Here is a 17,757-nt window from a genome sequence, read left to right as displayed (position 1 = left end):
GCCCGACATGGCGGTCATCGCAGCCTTCGTGATCAACGCCGCCCTCAACTTCGCGCTGGGGCTGCTGATCGCGCAGTTCCTCGGGCCGGCGGATTTCGGCCGCTTCGCCCTCGGGACGGCCGGGGCCGTGCTGCTCAACACGCTCCTGTTCGAGTGGCTGCGCCTCTCGGCGACGCGCTTCTACTCCGACCGGGTCCGCCGGGACGAGCCCTGGATCCGCGCCATGCTGAACCGCGCCTACGCGGCGGTGGCGGTCGGGCTCGCGGGCGCGGCGCTCCTCGTCCTGGCGGGGGGCGAACTCGCCGCGCGCTGGCACGACGAGACGCGGCTCGCCGCGGCCGCGGCCGCCGCCGCGGTCGGGATCGGCCTCTTCGACGCGGCCGCGGCGCTCACCCGGGCGCGGTTCGAGGGCGGGCTCTATTTCCGGCTGGTCCTGGCCAAGAACGCCCTCGCCCTGGCGCTGATGACCGCGACCGCTTGGCTCCTGCCGTTCCCGCCCCTCGTGATGGTGGCGGGCGGCCTCAGCCAGTTCCTCGCGGTGCTGGCCGTGCGGCGCGCCCTCGCCGACCCGCCGCACGCGCCGGACCGGGCGCGCCGGCACGCGACGTTGCGGGTGTTCGCGGCCTACGGGCTGCCGCTGATCGCCGCGAACGCGGTCTACCACCTGATGCCCTTCGCCAACCGGGCGGCGGTGGCGGCCCTGGCGGGCTTCTCCGAGTCGGGCTACTTCTCCCTGGCGGCCGATATCGGCGGGCGGATCTTCAGCACGCTCGGCGCCGCGCTCGATCTGCTGCTGTTCCAGCTCGCCGTGCAGGCCGAGGAGCATCACGGCGCGGCGGCCGGCGAGGCGCAGGTGGCGCGCAACGGCGCCGTGGTGGTGGCGCTGCTGCTGCCCTGCGCGGCGGGGTTCTGGCTCGTCGCCCCGGCGGTCGAGGCGATCGTGGTGCCGGAGGCGTTCCGCGGGCATTTCGCCCATTACACGCTGCTCCTGCTGCCCGGCCTGTTCGCCGGGGCGCTGATGAACTTCGCCCTGAATCCGATCTTCCAGATCCGCCGCCGCACGCGGCCGGTGATCGTCGCGGCCCTGATCGGGGCCGGGGTGAACGGGCTCGGCGGGCTCGCGCTCGCGCGCGCCTTCGGCGCCTCGGGCATCGCGGCGGCGCAGTCCCTCGGCTTGATGGCGGCCTGCCTGTTCCTGGCCCTGCGCGGCCTTACCGGGCCGCGGCGCCTGCGCCTGCCGCTGCGCGACCTCGCCGCTTCCCTGGCGGCGACCGGCCTGATGGTGGCGGCGGTGCTGCCCCTGCGGGGCCTCGGCCCCTGGCCGGCGCTCGGGGCGAGCGTGGCGGCGGGCGCGGCGGTCTACGGCGCCGCGGTCTGGATCTTCGACATCGCGGGCCTGCGCGCGGCGGTGGCGCCGCGCCTGCGCCGGGCGGTTCCGGCCGCCTAAGCAGGATTGCATGGCGCAATTCTGCTTAGACTCTTGTTTTCGCATCATTTTTGCCGCCAAACCGGTGATCGCTTCGGCGAATGACGCTTCGGGACGGCGCGCTGCGCCGCGCCGGCGACGGCTTGCGCCGGCCGGTGCTTCGCCGCATTCCTCGCCGATCCGGCCGATCCGGCCGGGAGGGAAGAAACGGCCATGAGCGTGTACCAGCCCCGGACCGAGGCGGAGGCGGCGGAGATGGTGGCGGCCGCGGCCCAGCGGCGGGAGCGGCTGCGGCTCGTCGGCGGCGGCACCCGCGCGGGGATCGGGCGCCCGGCCCAGGACGAGGCGACCCTGTCGGCCCGCTCCCTCACCGGCATCACGCTCTACGAGCCGGCCGAGCTCGTGATCCGGGCGCTGGCCGGCACCCCCCTGGCCGAGGTGGAGGCGCGGCTCGCCGCCGGGCGCCAGATGCTGCCCTTCGAGCCGATGGACCACCGCCCGCTCCTCGGCTCCTCGGGCGAGCCGACCATCGGGGCGGTGGCGGCCGGCAACATCTCGGGGCCGCGGCGGATCATGGCCGGGGCGGCCCGCGACAGCCTGATCGGCGTGCGCTTCGTCAACGGGCGCGGCGAGGTGGTGAAGTCGGGGGGGCGCGTGATGAAGAACGTCACCGGCCTCGACCTCGTCAAGCTGATGGCCGGCTCCTGGGGCACCCTCGGCTTCCTGACCGAGGTGACCTTCAAGGTCCTGCCGGTGCCCGAGAGCGCCGCGACCCTGGTGTTCCCCGGCCTCGACGATGCCCGGGCGGTCGAGGCGCTGAGCCTCGCCCTCGGCTCGCCCTTCGAGATCACCGGGGCGGCGCACTGGCCCGCCGGGATCGACGGCGGCGAGGCGCGCAGCTTCCTGCGCATCGAGGGGTTCTCCGCCTCGATCGATTACCGGCTCGGCGAGCTGCGCCGGCTGCTGCGCCGCTTCGGCACCCCGGCCGTGATCGAGGGCGGGGAGGCGGCCTCGCTCTGGGCCTCGGTGCGCGACGCGACGCCCTTCGCGGCCTCGGCCGGCGAGGGGGTGGTCTGGCGCATCTCGACGGCGCCGACGCGGGGCCCGCTCGTGACCGCCGCCATTGCCCGGGAGCGCGCGGCGGCGTGGTTCTACGACTGGGGGGGCGGCCTGATCTGGCTGCGCACGAGCCCCGAGGGCGATGCGGGCGCGGCGGCGCTGCGGGCGGCGGTGGCGCAGGTCGGCGGCCACGCCACCCTGGTGCGGGCCCCCGAGGCGGTGCGCGCCGCCGTGCCGGTCTTCGAGCCGCTGGCGGAGCCGCTGATGCGCCTCACGGCCGGGATCAAGGCGGCCCACGATCCGGCCGGATTGTTCAACCCGGGCCGCATGTATCCGGGGGTGTGATCCGCTGTCCGGACGATCACGTCCGGACAGCGCATGACAAGCCCGCGCGGCACTGGAGCGAAGCCCAAATCCGTCATCCCGAAGGGATCAAGCGGATCATGAGCCCGCGCGGCGCGTGAGCGAAGCCCCGATCCGCCATCCCGAAGGGATCAAGCGGATTGGGTATGCCAAGCCCGCGCGGCGCGTGAGCGAAGCCGGCATCCGCATGGCGACGCAACCCGTCGGATGTCGTATAGGAAGCCTGTGCGGCACGCGCGGAACAGATCTCGACCCCGGCGAGCGCCGCGCCTTTCCCTGACCTCGCGCGCACATGCCGCGACCTGCCGTCGCCAGGGTCAACAATTTAACGGTTCGATTGCCTGACTCGACCTGGATCCAGAGAAACTTTGAGCGATGATTTCTTACGCCAGCAGATGAGAAACGCGAGCGCGATTGATCCGGCTGCACATGCTCCCGTACTCGCTCGCTTCAGCAGCGTTCTCGCGGGTGCCGGAGCGCCGATTTCCAAAATGTTGCCCCTGGACGAGGGTCCGACTCCGATGCAGATTCATGCGGAATCGATGCCGGACGATCCGACGCGGCCGTCATAAGGTCCGGCCGACATTCAGTGAGGGCTGAATGCCTATTCCGCAATTCCTGTCACCGCGGCCGATCCAGGGCCACGCCCCCGCAGCCGTGTCGGCCCTGGGAGGGTCCGCTCCGCCCCTTCGACGCAGGCTGAGCTTCGGAATCGAGCAGCAGGAGCAGGACAATTGGTGCTGGGCCGCAGTCGGCGTCAGCATCGAGCACTTCTACGCCGGCGCTCGCAGGCGGACGCAATGCGCACTCGCCTGCACCGCCCTCGGTCGTCAGGATTGCTGCGCCGACGGAGGGAGCGACACGACCAAGTGCGACAAGCCCTGGTACCTGGATCGTGTCCTGAAGATCGTCGGTCACCTGGAGGACACCACCGCCCAGCCTCTGACCTTCGCCCAGGTGCAGGCGCGGATCGACGCGGGCTCGGTCGTCGGCTGTCGGATCGGGTGGTATGGTGGGGGCGGCCACTTCGTCGCCGTGATCGGATATCTCACGCAGGACGGCCGGACCTATCTCGACATCGCGGACCCGATTTGGATGGAGACCCAGATGGAGACTCAGGTGGCCTACGATGAGTTTCCGTCCCTGTACCGATCGGGAGGCGACTGGACGCATTCCTATCTCACGGCCCCGACCGCCAGCGGGGGCGCCGCGGTGGCGCAGGCGGGCGCGGACGATCCGGATCTCCTGGGAGCATGACCATGAGCCTGATCCTGAAGCCGGCCCCGGAGCACGGCCGAGCGATCGTCGCCCGCGCGGTGCGCGACCTCTGGAGCGCGGACGCCGGCGCCGGCGCGGCCGGCGGGGCCGCCCTCAACCTGTCGGAGCCGATCCCGCTCTACCGCCTGGGGCTCGACCAGGTCAGCGCCGAGGGCGTGTCGGGCGCCGAGCCCGTGGGCTGGCGCTACCTCCTCGAAGCGGGCAGCGGCTCCGCGGCGGTGGCCGATCTCGGCCAAAGGGCTGGGGACGAGGCACGGTTCGCCAGTCTCTCGCGGGGCGACTCGGCGCGGCGCCTCATGGACGCCGCGGCCCTCGCCGCAACGATCGCGGACGGAAAGCCCACCCCCTACGAGATCCGGATCCTCGACGTGCCGGCCTTGCACGTCTCGGCGATCTGGCTGTCCGGCAAGCCCGACATCTTCATTCCCTACCTCGACATCAAGCGCCTGCGGGGCGGCGACGTCGAGGTGGACGACGACTTTGTCCGGAGGCTGGACGCTCGGGCCAAGTCCATGCGGGACGCGCTCACCGGGATGGCGCCGCGTCCGGCCGCCGAATCAGGGGGCTGAGGCCACCTCCACCGCCACCTCGTTCCGGCGCAGGAACGGGGGCGTCATCGGTGGATCGTAGGACAGGAGCACGGGCGCGCCGCGCGGCGCGAGCCCGGCCGCCGCGAGGCTGCGCAGCAGCTCCTCCTCCCGGACGCGGCGCGTGCGCGCGTCCGCGGCCCCCGAGAAGCGCAGCACCGCCAGCCGCTGCGGGGGCAGGTGCACGAGCCGCACCTGCGGGTCGGTCGGCTCCGGCGCGCCCGCCGCGACCACCTTGCGCGGCAGGACGAAGCGCATCGACCCCTCCCCCGCCGTCCCGGGGGAAGCCGGCGCGGCGGGCCGCTCGGCCTGCTCCACCGGCACCGTCATGGCGATCAGCCGCGCGCCCCGATTGCCCCCGGTGATCGTGCGGAACAGGCGCCGGAAGGCCTCGGCATCGCCTGGCCCGCGCGTTCCGGTCTCGATCACCGTCCGCGGCGCGTAATCCCGGATCTCGACCTCCCCGTCGAGGCGGCGCACCAGGGCGTAGGCCGGTGCCTCGTAGGCCGCCCGGATCCCCACCAGCGAGAGGGCGGATTCGACGAGCGTGGCGAGGTAATAGAAGAATGTCTGCATCGCTCCGGCTCCGGATGCGGCGACGACGGCGCCCCACGCGCCGTGGAATTGGTCTAGAACACGGCAGGCCCCTGAGAAGCCGCCCCGACAAAACGTGATCGAGGAACCGTCGTGCAGACGAACTTCACCCCCGCGCAGCTCGCCGATCCGGCCATGGCGGCCTCGGAGAAAATCCTGCGCACCTGCGTGCATTGCGGATTCTGCACCGCCACCTGCCCGACCTACCTGCTCCTCGGCGACGAGCTCGACTCGCCGCGCGGGCGGATCTACCTGATCAAGGACATGCTGGAGGGCGGCAAGCCGGCGCCGCCCGAAGTGGTCAAGCACGTCGACCGCTGCCTCTCCTGCCTGTCCTGCATGACCACCTGCCCGTCCGGCGTGCATTACATGCACCTCGTCGACCACGCCCGGTCCTACATCGAGCGGACCTACGCCCGCCCGGCGGCCGACCGCTGGCTGCGCGCCCTGCTGGCCGCTTTGCTGCCCTATCCGCACCGCTTCCGCCTCGCCCTTCTCGCCGCCACCCTGGGCAAGCCCTTCCGGCGCCTGGTCGCCGGGCTGCCGCGGGCGGGCAGCCGGCTCTCCGCCATGCTCGACCTCGCGCCCGCCGCGCTGCCGGGCCGGGGCGCGGGCGACCGGCCGGGCCTGTTCCCGCCGGCGGGGCCGCGCCGGGGCCGGGTCGCGCTCCTGCGCGGCTGCGCCCAGTCGGTGCTGCGGCCGGACTTCAACGAGGCGGCGATCCGCCTCCTCAACCGCCACGGGATCGAGGTGGTGCAGGCGAAGGGCGAGGGCTGCTGCGGGGCGCTCACCCACCACATGGGCCGGGAGGATTCCTCCCACGCGCTCGCCCGGCGCACGATCGACGCCTGGATCGCCGAGATGGACGGGCCGGGCCTCGACGCGATCGTCATCACCACCTCGGGCTGCGGCACGACGATCAAGGATTACGGCTTCATGTTCCGGGACGACCCGGCCTATGCCGAGAAGGCGCGGCGCGTCTCCGCCCTGGCCAAGGACGTCACCGAGTACGTCGCCGCGATCGGGCTGCGGGAGCCGTCGGTCGAGACCGACCTCGTCGTGGCCTACCACTCGGCCTGCTCGATGCAGCACGGCCAGGGCATCCGCACCGAGCCGAAGGCCCTGCTCAAGCGGGCGGGCTTCACCGTGAAGGACGTGCCGGAGGGCCACATCTGCTGCGGTTCGGCCGGCACCTACAACCTCCTGCAGCCCGAACTCGCCGGCGCCCTGCGCGCCCGCAAGGTCGCCAACATCGAGCGGGTGGCGCCGGACCTGATCGCGACCGGCAATATCGGCTGCGCCACCCAGATCGGGAAGGGCACCGCCATCCCGATCGTCCACACGGTGGAACTGCTCGACTGGGCGACCGGCGGCCCGCGCCCGGCCGCCCTCGACGGGCTGCCCGACCGGGCGCCCCTCCCCGCGGCGGCGGAGTAGGGCTCAGCCGCGCGGCTGGCCGATCGCGGCGAGGAGGTCGGTGAACCAGGGGGTGGCCGGGTCGAAGGCCTTGCCCCCCCGGATGCGCGGGAACTCGATCGCCCGCAGGCGCCCCTCGTGCTCCTCGTCGTGGCCGATCACCCCGGACACGCCCGCGAGCGCGCTCTCGACCGCGAGGTCGACCATGCCCTGGATCAGGTTGAGGTCGTCGGCGTTGGGCGCGGCCGAGCGGGCGAAGTGGCCGGATTTCTGGACCAGCGTCTTCTCGACCCCGAGGCGGGGGCCGAAGCGATCGGCGAACCACTGGCCGACATTCACCGTGTCGATCTTGACGTGCCCGAAGGCGTCGCGGCCGAGGACCTCGCCGCGCCCCTCGATCTCGGCCACGATCGCGTCGAGGCAGGCGCCCTCGCTGACGAAGAGCGTCGCGCAATCCTTCCGGGCGAGGCGCGCGCGCAGGCGCTCCGCCTCGGCGTCGAGGTCGATCGGCGTCTCGGGCAGGTAGACCGCGTCGATGTCCTTGTGGGCGGGGTCGAGGTTGAAGTCCGGCAGGAAGGTCTGGCGCGCGAGGCGCGCCCGATAGGCCCGGGCGGTGGCGGCGGCGAGCCAGCCGCAATTGCGGCCCATCACCTCGTGGACGAGGAGCATGCGCGGGTTGGCGCTCTGCTCGTTGACGACGTTCTCGAAGAAGACCGCGCCCTGCTCGGCGGCCGTCCAGGCGCCGAGGGACTGGCGGATCGGCACCACGTCGTTGTCGATGGTCTTGGGCAGCCCGACCACCGTGAGCCGGTAGCCGTTCCGCTGCAGGTAGGCGGCGAGGTCGGCCGCGGTGGTGTTGGTGTCGTCGCCGCCGATCGTGTGCAGGATGGTGACGCCGTCGCGGGCGAGCCGCTCGGCCGCCGCCTTGAGCGGGTCCTCGCCCTCGCGCACGAGGCCGCGCTTCACGCAATCCTTGACGTTGGTGAGCTTGACGCGGCTGTTGCCGAGGGGCGAGCCGCCGTGGCGCAGCAGCGTGCGGGCCCGGTCCCGCACGGCGGGCGTGACCTCCAGCACCTCACCCTTGAGGAGGCCGTAATAGCCGCTGCGGTAGCCGATGATCTCGATCTCGGGGGCGAGGTCGGTGTAGCGGGCGATCAGCCCGCCGACCGCCGCCGAGAGGCAGGGCGCGAGTCCCCCCGCGGTGAGCATGGCGACCTTGGGAACGGTCATGGCGCGGCTCCGCGTCGGGTGCCGCCGGAGCAGGATCGCGCGGGGCCATCCTGCTCGGCGACCTCGTTGCGCATCATTCCCGCCGACCGCTGGCCGCGTCGGCGCGTGATGCCCAGGGCCGCGATACTGGCCTCAGGGGCGGCGCGCGCCAAGCCCCGAAAGCACCGCCCGCGTCACTCCTTGCTCATGTCCGGGGCCTCGGGATTCTTCATCCCGACGACGTGGTAGCCCGCATCGACGTGCAGGATCTCGCCGGTCATGCCGCGGGACATGTCGGAGACGAGGTAGGCGGCGGTCTCGCCGACCTCGTCGATCGTCACGGTCCGGCGCAGGGGCGCGTTGTACTCGTTCCACTTCAGGATGTAGCGGAAGTCGCCGATCCCGGAGGCGGCCAGCGTCTTGATCGGCCCGGCCGAGATCGCGTTCACGCGGATCTTCGAGGGGCCGAGATCGGCCGCGAGGTAGCGCACCGAGGCTTCGAGCGCCGCCTTGGCGACGCCCATCACGTTGTAGTGGGGCATCCACTTCTCGGCGCCGTAATAGGTCAGGGTCAGGAGCGAGCCGCCCTGCGGCATCAGCTTCTCGGCCCGCTGCGCGATCGCCGTGAACGAGTAGCAGGAGATCAGGAGCGACTTGGAGAAGTTCGCCTCGCTGGTGTCGACGTAGCGGCCGGTCAGCTCGTCCTTGTCCGAGAAGGCGATGCAGTGCACGACGAAGTCGAGGCTGCCGCCGAAGTGGCGGCCGGCAGCGTCGAAGACCGCGTCGATCGAGCCCGGATCGGTGACGTCGCAATGGCCGACCACCGCCGCGTCGAGTTCCTTGGCGAGCGGCTCGACCCGCTTCTTGAGCGCCTCGCCCTGGTACGTGAAGGCGAGGTCCGCCCCGTGCAGCCGGGCGCTGCGCGCGATGCCCCAGGCGATCGAGCGGTTGTTCGCCACCCCGAGCACGAGGCCCCGCTTGCCGGCGAGCAGCCCGGCCTTCGGGCTCGCGGCCTGCTCGTCATCCTGGACCTCAGCCCGGTTCGAATCCGCCATGGTTCACCAACGCCTGCTGCCGCGGGACGGCCCGCGGGGCCGTGAAGCGCGAGGCCGAAGCCTTCGCTCGGCATCCTTAGCCGACGCCCGCGGGCGACGGAAGTCCGTGCGACGGCCCGGCCTCAGTCCGGCCGGGGGCGGCGACCGGCCCGGCCTCGGTCCGGCCGGGGACGGCGGCCGCCCGGCGCCCCTGCGTCGGAAGGCGGATTGCCCCGATCGCCCGCGCAGGCTACGCAGGTGTTAATAAAGGATTGATGACGGCAAGAGCGGGCACCGGGCGTGTCCGCCGGCGTTGTCCCTCAACAAGAGCAAACCAGTGGAGGAACGCGCGTCATGAGCGGGTATTGGTTCTGCGAGACGCCGCAGGGCGAGTTCCGAATTGCCCTGACCCGCTGGGCCGGGCGCGACCGCGTCGTGCTGTTCTACGAGCGCGAGCCGCTCGGCTGCTACGACAGCGCGGAACTCGCCCTCGACCGGCTGATCCACGGCGAGACCTACACGCCGTCCTGCGGGCTCGACCTGCGCCACCTCCCCCTGCCGACCACGCTGTCGGACTGGGTCTTCGCCGCCGACGCGAAGACCTGCGCGAAGACCTGACGGGCGCCGCACCGGGCCGCGCTCCGGCCCGGCACCGGCGTGGCGCCTCAGCGGCCCGAGCGCACCAGCCGGGTGATGGCGAGCGGCGGCCGGCCGGACTTCTCCGCGATCTCGCGGTCCTGCTCCTCGATGACCTGCTTGGCCGGCGCGTCGCCGTCGAGGCCGTTCAGGACGGAGCGGGGCACGCGGCGGTTGGAGCGTCGCGAGCCGTCCTCGTAATAGACGTCGAACAGGACGTAACCGGTATCCTGCGGTTTCGGCTTCTGCTTGGAACGCAACATGGACGGGTCTCTCGTGCTGTGCCGCGCGGGCCGCACCGAGGCGGGACCGCGAGCGGTCCCGGACGCACCGCGTCCGGTCTGGGCGATGTGGAACGGTCAGGCCTGCCGCGGCCTCGACGCGCCGGGCGGCGCGGGGCGACGGGCCGGCGCGCGGGGCGGTGACCTTCTACATGGCGCGCCGCAGCCCGGAATTCCAGCCGCCGCGCGGCGTGCCAGGGTTGCGCGGGCCTCGCCCCTCCCGGCCCGCCCTGTCGCCCGGACGCCACAGCTGTGTCGCGCCCGCGCCGATGCGCGGCTTTGCGCCGCGCGCGTTAACCCATTCGCAATTCCTCGCTGGCCCGGGCCCCGGCCCGCTCCTATGACTCGAGGACCCCGAGGCCGCACCGAATCGCTGAATCGCCCGCCGATGCCGAATTTCGAGACCTTCCTTCCCCCGGAGCCCTCCGACCAGGAGGACAAGCGCACCGCCCTGACCTACGTGTCGCAGGCGTTCGCCGAGGGCTGCCTCGATGGAATCGACGGGGATTGCATGGCCCAGGCCGCGCTCTTCGCCGCCTTCCAGGAGCTGGTGCAGACCTACGGCGAGGAGGCGACCGCCCGCTTCGCCGAGGGCTTCCCCGAGCGCATCCGCAACGGCGCCTACACGGTCAATCCCCCTCGCCACCATTGAGGCGGCAGCGATGAGCCTCGACTCCGTGCGGGCGTTCCTCGCCGCGCGCGCGCCCGACCTCGCGGTCATCGAGACGCGCGCGAGCTCCGCCACGGTGGCGCTCGCGGCCGACGCGCACGGCGTCGCGCCCGGGCAGATCGCCAAGACCCTGTCGCTGCGGGTGGGCGAGCGCGTCCTGCTGGTCGTGACCCGGGGCGATGCCCGGCTCGACAACCGCAAGATGAAGGACGCCTTCGGCGGGCGGGCGCGCATGCTCGACGCCGAGGAGACCGAGCGGGTGACGAGCCACCCGGTCGGCGGCGTCTGCCCCTTCGGCCTGCCGGCGCCGCTGCCGGTCTATTGCGACGTGTCGCTGCGCGCCTTCGCGGAGGTGATCCCGGCCGGCGGCTCCACCCACAGCTCCGTGCGGCTGCCGCCGGAGCGGATGGCCGACCTCGTCGGCGCCGCCTGGGTGGATGTGTGCCAGCCCGTGGAGGGGTGAGGCGCGCGGCGGCGCCCCGCACCGGCCGGCGCCCTACCCCGCCCCCGGAACCTCGAAACTGGCGAAGGCCGGCCGCTCGACCCGCAGTGCCAGCCCGCCCGCCTCGATCGCCTCGCCGGCCGCGACGGCGTCGGCGAGCCGGTCGAGGCGCAGGAGCGCGAGGCCCCGCGCGCCCGCGGCGCCGCCGGTCTGGCCGAGGGCCCGCGCCCCCGCCGTGACGGCCGTGCCGGGCGCCGCCGCCCGGGCGCCCGCATAGGCCACCGGGACGACCCGGGTCCGGGCCGTGCCGCGATGCTGCATGCGCGACACCACCTCCTGGCCGACGTAGCAGCCCTTGCGGAAATCGACGCCGCCGAGCTGGTCCATCAGCGCCTCGTGCGGGAAAGCGTCGCCGAGGGCGAAGTCGGCGCCCCCCTCCGGCACGCCGAGCCCGATCCGGTGGGCGGCGTAATCCTCCGCGGTCGCGTCCGGGGCCGGGCCCTCGCCCTCCCCGGCATGGCGCCGCCAGCCGAGGGCGGGCAGGCGCCCGTCGCGCAGCCACGCGCCCGCCGGCGGCCCGCCCCAGACCGCCAGGACCCGCAGCGGCGCCTCCGCGAAGGCGACCTTGGCCCGCAGCCGATACAGGGTCAGGCGCCGGGTGAGGTCCGGCAGCAGCGCCCGCGCGACGTCGAGGGCGAAACCCTCCGCCGCGCGGCTGATCAGGAAGTCGATCAGGACCTTGCCCTGGGGGGTGAGCAGCGCCCCCAGCCGCGCCTCGCCCGGCGGCAGGGTCTCGACGTTGCAGGTCACGAGCCCCTGGAGGAATCCCGGCGCATCGTCGCCGGCCACGCTCAGCACGGCGCGGTCCGGCAGGAGGGCGATCGGCATCGGCAGGCGGTCCTTCTGGTCCGGGGCCCCGCTTGAACCTCCGGCGAGGCTGACATAAGCCGCCTCGGGGCCGCCCTCAATCGGCCTTGAGCCCGGAGACGGCCGCGATGACCCAGAGCTTCGACCTGATCCTGCGCGGCGGCACGCTCGTCAACCACGACGGCGTCGGGCCGGGCGATCTCGGCATCCGGGCCGGGCGGGTCGCGGCCATCGGCGACCTCGCCACCGCGGCGGCCGGCGAGGTCCGGGACTGCACCGGCCTGCATCTCCTGCCGGGGGTGATCGACAGCCAGGTGCATTTCCGCGAGCCCGGGCTCGACCACAAGGAGGATCTGGAGACCGGCTCGCGCGCCGCCGTGATGGGAGGCGTCACGACGGTGTTCGAGATGCCCAACACCAATCCCCAGACGACCGGCCCGGAGGCGCTCGCCGACAAGCTCCGCCGCGCCCATCACCGCATGCACTGCGACTTCGCCTTCTGGGTCGGGGGCACGCACGAGAACGCCGCCGAGGTGGCGGAGCTGGAGCGGCTGCCGGGAGCGGCGGGGATCAAGGTCTTCATCGGCTCCTCGACGGGCTCGCTCCTGGTCGAGGACGATGCGGGGATCACCGAGATCCTGAAGCGCATCCGCCGCCGCGCCGCCTTCCACGCCGAGGACGAGGCGATGCTGCGCGCCCGCAAGGGCCTGCGCGTGCCGGGCGACCCGTCCTCGCACCCGGTCTGGCGCTCGCCCGAGGCGGCGCTCACGGCGACGCAGCGCCTGGTGCGGATCGCCCGGGAGACCGGCGCGCGGATCCACATCCTGCACATCTCCACCGCCGAGGAGATGCGCTTCCTCGCCGCGCACAAGGACGTGGCGACCGTGGAGGTGACGCCCCACCACCTCACCCTGGACGGCGCGGAGGCCTATCCGCGCCTCGGCACGCTGGTGCAGATGAACCCGCCGGTGCGCGACGCCGCCCATCGCGACGGGATCTGGTGGGGTCTCTCCCAGGGCGTCGCGGACGTGCTCGGCTCCGACCACGCCCCCCACACCCTGGAGGAGAAGGCCAAGCCCTACCCGGATTCCCCCTCCGGCATGACCGGGGTGCAGACGCTGGTGCCGATCATGCTCGACCACGTGGCGGCGGGGCGCCTGAGCCTCGCGCGCTTCGTCGACCTGACGAGCGCGGGGCCGCAGCGCGCCTTCGGGCTCGCCCGCAAGGGCCGCCTCGCGGTCGGCTACGACGCGGACGTCACGGTGGTGGACCTGAAGCGCCGCGAGACGATCCGCAACGCCTGGATCGCCAGCCGCTGCGGCTGGACGCCCTACGACGGCACGACGGTCACGGGCTGGCCGGTCGGCACGCTGGTGCGCGGCGCGACCGTGATGTGGGAGGGCAGCCTGGTGACGCCCGCCTCCGGCGAGGCGGCCCGGTTCGAGGAGGCTTTTCCGGCGCGCGCCTGAGGGGCCCGCGCCGGGAATGGACACGCAAGTCGATCGACCGGCCGCTGTCCTGCGCTGAGCCGTGGCGCGGCGCACGCTCATCACCAAGTCTTTAGGCTCGTCCGATTAAGACTGATGGCGAGAGGATGGTCGCAGGATGAGCCAGATCGAGGTCGAGGACGGGGTGCGCTTGAGCTTCCCGGGGCGCTGCGCCGAGTTCGGCGAGGGCGTGACCATCGGCCTCGTCGTCGCCCGCCTCGCCGCGGGCGCGACCGCCTTCACGCAGCGGGTGTCCCCCGAGACCCTGGTCCAGGTGCGGGACGTGGCCGCGCAGTTCGGCTACCGCGCCCGGGTGATCGAGGAATCGGCGCAGGGCTGCGACGTCGTCTTCGTCAGACCCTCGGGGCGGCCGGTGCTGCGCCTCGTCGGCGGCCCCTGACACATAGGCATCCGGTTGATTGCTTCGCAAAGCGGATGTCGGCTTCGCTCAGGCGCCGCGCGGGCTTGGCATACGCCGTCCGGTTGATGGCTTCGCCATCTCGCATTTCGGCCATGCGGCTGTCGGCGTCGCTCAGGCGCCGCGCTCAGGCGCCGCGCAGGCTCGTGGTCCGGGATCCAGCTTCGATCAGGCGGATCCCGGATCACGCCTCGATCTCGGGCCGGTAGAGCCGGTCGAGCAGCACCTTGGCCACCGCCATCAGCGGCAGGGCGAGGGCGATGCCCCACAGCCCGAGCAGCACGCCGAGCAGGATCTGCCCGGCGAAGATCGTCGCGGGCGGGATGTCGAGGGCGCGCTTCTGGATGAAGGGCGTGAGCACGTAGCTCTCCAGCGCCTGGACCAGCAGGTAGATGGCGAGGCCGCCGAGCGCCCCCTTCAGGCCCTGGGCGAGCCCGGCCAGCACGATCACCAGCCCGGCCACGAGCGCGCCGACCGTCGGGATGAAGCAGAGCAGCCCCGCCTGGAGGCCGAGGATCAGCGCCCCGTCGAGGCCGAGCAGGGACAGGCCGAGCCAGACGCAGACGAAGATCGCCGCCATGATCGCGAGCTGGCCGAAGAGCCAGTGCCGCAGCGTCTCCCCGGTCGCGTCCAAAATCTCGGCGGCGCGGGAGCGGTGGCGGCGGGGGACGAAGCGCAGCAGCCCTTCCCGGTAGGCGGCCGGCTGGGCCGCCAGGAACAGCCCGAGGGCCACCACCACGAACAGGTTGCCGATCGCTCCGAAGACCCGCACGGCGATCATCGAGGCCTGCCCCAGCATCCGGCCCGCCTCCGACAGGAGGGCGCTCGGATTCGGCAGGGCGCCGCGGGCGGCACCCTCCTTCGCGGCCCCCTCCCCGCCCGCGAGGTCGAGGTCGCGCGTATCGATGCCGCGCGTCCTGAGCCAGCCGCGGACCGTCTCGGTCTGCTGCTTCAGGGTCTGGCCGAGCGTGTCCGCCTGGGCCGCCACCGTCGCGCCCCCGAACCCGGCGAGGCCGAGGACGAGGCCGGCGAGGAGCACGCTCACGAGCGCGAGGCGCGCGCCGTGGCCGAGCGGCAGGACCTGGCCGAGGAGGCGCGCCAGCCCGTCCAGGAAGACGCCGAACAGGATGCCGGCGAAGATCAGCAGCAGCGTGTCCGCCGCCTGCCACGTCAGCCCGAGCCCGGCCGCGAACAGCACGACCCCGATCCCCGCGAGCAGCCGCGGCCGCACCCCCGCCTCCGTCATGAACCGATCCTCTCCGGGCACCGCGCAGGGGGCGCTCACTGCGCGGCAAGATAGGCCGGCCGGCCGCGATGTCCCGCCGGGGAGGACCGCCCGCCGGACCCCGCTACCAGCGCCCGGCCGCCGCCTCGTCCTGCGCCGTGGCCTCGACCCAGCCCCCCATTGTCCCGTCGCGCAGGTGCTCGCGCTTCCAGAACGGCGCCCGGGTCTTGAGGTAGTCCATCAGGAAACTCGCCGCCGCGAAGGCCGCCTCGCGGTGTGCCGAGGCCGTCAGCACCAGGACGATGCCCTCCCCCGGCCGGATCCGCCCGTGGCGGTGGATCACCGTCACCCCGTCGAGCGGCCAGCGCCGGGCGGCCTCGTCGAGCACCCGCCCGACCTCCTCCTCCGCCATGCCCGGATAATGCTCCAGTTCGAGGGCGGCGAGGCGCCCGCCCTCGTCCCGGCACAGGCCCGTGAAGCTGACGACCGCCCCCGCCCGGCCGTCCGTCGCGGCGGACAGGGCGGCGATCTCGGCCGCGACGTCGAAGGGGTCGGACTGGATGCTCAGGCGCGGGATCATGCGGGCTCCCCAAGCCGAGCTGCGCCGGGCAACTCTGCTTCGCTCTTGTTCTTGCATCATTTTCGCTGACGCGGTGCTTCGGTTCGCCGGCGAACCGGCGACCCCTTCGGCGCATGATGCTTAGCACGGCCCGCCCGGCGGCGCGATCGGGGCTGGCCCCGCACCGGGCCGCGGTGCATGAAGCGCGGGGCCCCGTGCGGGGCCGGCCCCGACGCGAGAGACCCCGTGCGCCCCGACCTGCTGCTTCCCTACGACGGCACCGAGCCGGCCTTCGCCTCCCCGCCGGCCCGCTGCGGGCGGCGCAGCACGGTGATCGGCCGCACCAGCCTCGGCGCCGGGGCGTGGCTCGGCGACGCCGCGGTGATCCGCGGCGACGGCCACGACGTCATCGCGGGCGACGGCCTCTGGCTCGGGCCGCGGGCGACGCTCCACATCGCCCAGGACAAGTACCCCTGCATCCTGGGCGACCGGGTCACGGTCGGGCGCAACGCCGTCGTGCATGCCTGCACGGTCGGGGACGATTGCGTGGTCGAGGACGATTGCGTCGTGCTCGACGGCTCCGTGGTCGAGGACGGGGTGGTGATCGAGGCCGGCAGCACCGTCTATCCCCGCTCGACCCTCGCGGCGGGCCTGCTCTACGCGGGCTCGCCCGCCGCGCCCCTGCGCCGGCTCGCCGCGGGCGAGGCCGCCGCCCGGGCCGCGCGCCTGCGCGCCGGCCCCGCGGCGGCCGTGCCGGCGGCGGCCCCGGGCCATCCCGCGCCCGCCGTGTTCGTCGCCCTGAGCGCGCGCCTCGCCGGGCCGGTCGACCTCGCCCCGGGGGCCAGCATCTTCTTCGGCTGCGACCTCGACGCGGCGGCCGGGCCGATCGCGGTCGGCCCGAACGCGAACGTGCAGGACAACAGCGTCCTGCGCCCCCTCGGGGCCGGGCTGGTGATCGAGCGGGACACCACCCTCGGCCACAACGTGGTGGCGGCGGACGGGCGGATCGGCCCGCGCAGCCTCGTCGGCATCGGGGCCGTCCTCGCCCCCGGCACCGTCGTGGACGAGGACGTGCTGGTCGCGGCCGGAACCGTCACCGCGGCGGGCCAAGTGCTGGAATCCGGCTGGCTCTGGGGCGGGCGCCCGGCGCGCCGCCTCGCGCCGCTCGATGCGGGCAAGCGCGAGATGATGCGCCGCATCGTCGAGCAATATGCCGGCTATGGCCGCCGCTACCGCAAGGCCCAGATCGCACTTTCACCGGAGGCCTGATCGCAACGGCCCGGGACGCGTCGGGCCGTCGACCGTCCCGAATGCTCGGCACCACGCCAAGGGCTTGGTGAGAAGAATGGCTCGGCGCACATTCGAGAACCGAACCAACGGTCACGAGACGTGACCGCTGGTATGGGGGTCAGGAGCGGCCGGCCGGCGAGGCCAGCAGCGTGAAGCCCTGCCGCTCGAAGGCGGCCCGCGCCTCGGGCCCGCGCAGGTCCGCGAGCAGCGCGGGCGCGTCCGGGTGGGTGGAGGCCGCGACCTGCGCGAGCGGGTAGACGATGGGCGGGTGGCTGTCGGCCGGGAAGGTCGCCACCACCCGCACCCCCGCATCCGCCACCGCGTCGGTGGCGTAGACGATCCCGAGCGGCGCCTCGCCCCGCGAGACGAGGAGGAGCGCGGCGCGCACGCTCTCGGCCTGGGCCACCCGGTCCTTCACGCCCTCCCAGGCGCCCAGATGGGTGAGCGCCGCCTTGCCGTACTTGCCGGCCGGCACCGCCTCGACATGGCCCATCGCCAGCCGCCCTGAGCCGAGCGCGGCCCGCAGGTCGAGGCCGGGCGCCAGCGCGACGGAGACGGTCGAGTCCCGGGGGGCGACGAGGACGAGGCTGTTGCCGAGGAGTTCGACCCGCGTCCCCGGCCGGATCAGGTTCCGGGCGGCCACGTAACCCATCCAGTCGAGATCCGCCGTGAAGAACAGGTCGGCGGGCGCCCCCGCCTCGATCTGCTTGGCGAGCGTGTTCGAGGCGGCGTAGGAGGCGCGGACGGCCTTGCCGGTGCGGCGCGACCAGGATTGCAGCGCCTCGTCGAGGGCGTTCTTCAGGCTCGCCGCCGCGAAGACCAGCACGGGCGGACCCTCGGCCCGCGCGCCCCGCGCGAGGCCGAGCCCCGCCAGCCCCAGGATGACGCCCCGCCGAGTGAGCCGCATGGATCCCGT

Annotated in this window: 20 protein-coding genes; 12 read left to right on the top strand and 8 right to left on the bottom strand. The window is 73.5% G+C overall.

What is annotated here, in order from left to right:
* Positions 1–7 precede the first annotated feature (7 nt).
* From QA634_RS08930 to QA634_RS08910, 5 genes are all read left to right on the top strand, one after another.
* Positions 8–1,447, top strand: coding sequence for a lipopolysaccharide biosynthesis protein (locus QA634_RS08930; RefSeq protein WP_012331666.1), 1,440 nt, complete (start codon positions 8–10; stop codon positions 1,445–1,447).
* A 192-nt stretch (positions 1,448–1,639) separates the two neighbouring features.
* Positions 1,640–2,830, top strand: coding sequence for a glycolate oxidase subunit GlcE (gene glcE / locus QA634_RS08925; protein ID WP_012331665.1), 1,191 nt, complete (start codon positions 1,640–1,642; stop codon positions 2,828–2,830).
* Positions 2,831–2,945: 115 nt separating this feature from the next.
* The gene (locus QA634_RS08920; protein WP_168169145.1) at positions 2,946–3,128 is read left to right on the top strand and encodes a hypothetical protein; all 183 of its coding nucleotides are present in this window, start codon (positions 2,946–2,948) and stop codon (positions 3,126–3,128) included.
* A gap of 320 nt (positions 3,129–3,448) precedes the next feature.
* The gene (locus QA634_RS08915; protein ID WP_012331664.1) at positions 3,449–4,105 is read left to right on the top strand and encodes a papain-like cysteine protease family protein; all 657 of its coding nucleotides are present in this window, start codon (positions 3,449–3,451) and stop codon (positions 4,103–4,105) included.
* 2 nt (positions 4,106–4,107) lie between these two features.
* A complete protein-coding gene (locus tag QA634_RS08910; protein WP_012331663.1) occupies positions 4,108–4,695 on the top strand; it encodes a hypothetical protein in 588 nt (195 codons plus the stop codon).
* On the opposite strand, the gene QA634_RS08905 is transcribed toward QA634_RS08910, so the two are convergent.
* The gene (locus QA634_RS08905) at positions 4,684–5,289 is read right to left on the bottom strand and encodes an SOUL family heme-binding protein (RefSeq protein ID WP_012331662.1); all 606 of its coding nucleotides are present in this window, start codon (positions 5,287–5,289) and stop codon (positions 4,684–4,686) included. The two genes, QA634_RS08910 and QA634_RS08905, sit on opposite strands and share 12 nt — an antisense overlap.
* Before the next feature lie 111 nt (positions 5,290–5,400).
* On the opposite strand from QA634_RS08905, the gene glcF reads away from it, so the two are divergent.
* A complete protein-coding gene (gene glcF / locus QA634_RS08900) occupies positions 5,401–6,744 on the top strand; it encodes a glycolate oxidase subunit GlcF (protein ID WP_012331661.1) in 1,344 nt (447 codons plus the stop codon).
* A 3-nt stretch (positions 6,745–6,747) separates the two neighbouring features.
* Here glcF and QA634_RS08895 read toward each other — a convergent pair whose 3' ends face one another.
* A complete protein-coding gene (locus tag QA634_RS08895) occupies positions 6,748–7,953 on the bottom strand; it encodes a pyrophosphate--fructose-6-phosphate 1-phosphotransferase (protein WP_012331660.1) in 1,206 nt (401 codons plus the stop codon).
* Positions 7,954–8,126: 173 nt separating this feature from the next.
* On the bottom strand, positions 8,127–8,987 hold the full coding sequence (fabI, locus tag QA634_RS08890) for an enoyl-ACP reductase FabI (RefSeq protein ID WP_012331659.1): 861 nt from the start codon (positions 8,985–8,987) through the stop codon (positions 8,127–8,129).
* Positions 8,988–9,320: 333 nt separating this feature from the next.
* Here fabI and QA634_RS08885 point away from each other — a divergent pair, with 333 nt between their 5' ends.
* A complete protein-coding gene (locus QA634_RS08885; protein ID WP_012331658.1) occupies positions 9,321–9,584 on the top strand; it encodes a hypothetical protein in 264 nt (87 codons plus the stop codon).
* A gap of 47 nt (positions 9,585–9,631) precedes the next feature.
* Here QA634_RS08885 and QA634_RS08880 read toward each other — a convergent pair whose 3' ends face one another.
* The gene (locus QA634_RS08880) at positions 9,632–9,865 is read right to left on the bottom strand and encodes a hypothetical protein (protein WP_012331657.1); all 234 of its coding nucleotides are present in this window, start codon (positions 9,863–9,865) and stop codon (positions 9,632–9,634) included.
* Between the two features lie 406 nt (positions 9,866–10,271).
* Between QA634_RS08880 and QA634_RS08875 the strand changes: the two genes are divergently transcribed.
* The gene (locus tag QA634_RS08875) at positions 10,272–10,535 is read left to right on the top strand and encodes a hypothetical protein (RefSeq protein ID WP_012331656.1); all 264 of its coding nucleotides are present in this window, start codon (positions 10,272–10,274) and stop codon (positions 10,533–10,535) included.
* Positions 10,536–10,545: 10 nt separating this feature from the next.
* Positions 10,546–11,016, top strand: coding sequence for a YbaK/EbsC family protein (locus tag QA634_RS08870; protein ID WP_012331655.1), 471 nt, complete (start codon positions 10,546–10,548; stop codon positions 11,014–11,016).
* Between the two features lie 33 nt (positions 11,017–11,049).
* On the opposite strand, the gene ygfZ is transcribed toward QA634_RS08870, so the two are convergent.
* Entirely contained in the window at positions 11,050–11,883 is an 834-nt protein-coding gene (gene ygfZ / locus QA634_RS08865) for a CAF17-like 4Fe-4S cluster assembly/insertion protein YgfZ (RefSeq protein ID WP_012331654.1), read from the bottom strand.
* Between the two features lie 107 nt (positions 11,884–11,990).
* Between ygfZ and QA634_RS08860 the strand changes: the two genes are divergently transcribed.
* Together QA634_RS08860 and QA634_RS08855 are read left to right on the top strand one after the other, a co-directional pair.
* The gene (locus QA634_RS08860; protein ID WP_012331653.1) at positions 11,991–13,331 is read left to right on the top strand and encodes a dihydroorotase; all 1,341 of its coding nucleotides are present in this window, start codon (positions 11,991–11,993) and stop codon (positions 13,329–13,331) included.
* A gap of 136 nt (positions 13,332–13,467) precedes the next feature.
* Positions 13,468–13,749 carry a hypothetical protein gene (locus QA634_RS08855; RefSeq protein WP_012331652.1) on the top strand — a complete coding sequence of 94 codons (282 nt, stop codon included), beginning with the start codon at positions 13,468–13,470 and terminating at the stop codon, positions 13,747–13,749.
* A 202-nt stretch (positions 13,750–13,951) separates the two neighbouring features.
* On the opposite strand, the gene QA634_RS08850 is transcribed toward QA634_RS08855, so the two are convergent.
* Both QA634_RS08850 and QA634_RS08845 read right to left on the bottom strand, forming a co-directional pair.
* Positions 13,952–15,013 (bottom strand): AI-2E family transporter, encoded by a 1,062-nt coding sequence (locus QA634_RS08850; RefSeq protein WP_012331651.1) that lies wholly within the window; start codon positions 15,011–15,013, stop codon positions 13,952–13,954.
* A 103-nt stretch (positions 15,014–15,116) separates the two neighbouring features.
* Positions 15,117–15,572 (bottom strand): molybdenum cofactor biosynthesis protein MoaE, encoded by a 456-nt coding sequence (locus QA634_RS08845; RefSeq protein ID WP_012331650.1) that lies wholly within the window; start codon positions 15,570–15,572, stop codon positions 15,117–15,119.
* 225 nt (positions 15,573–15,797) lie between these two features.
* Between QA634_RS08845 and QA634_RS08840 the strand changes: the two genes are divergently transcribed.
* Entirely contained in the window at positions 15,798–16,820 is a 1,023-nt protein-coding gene (locus tag QA634_RS08840; RefSeq protein WP_043700990.1) for a gamma carbonic anhydrase family protein, read from the top strand.
* 139 nt (positions 16,821–16,959) lie between these two features.
* Here QA634_RS08840 and modA read toward each other — a convergent pair whose 3' ends face one another.
* Positions 16,960–17,748 (bottom strand): molybdate ABC transporter substrate-binding protein, encoded by a 789-nt coding sequence (gene modA / locus QA634_RS08835; protein WP_283027412.1) that lies wholly within the window; start codon positions 17,746–17,748, stop codon positions 16,960–16,962.
* Positions 17,749–17,757: the final 9 nt, after the last annotated feature.

This window comes from Methylobacterium sp. CB376 (assembly GCF_029714205.1).
Classification (GTDB): domain Bacteria; phylum Pseudomonadota; class Alphaproteobacteria; order Rhizobiales; family Beijerinckiaceae; genus Methylobacterium.
This window is presented reverse-complemented; position numbering and strand designations above follow the sequence as displayed.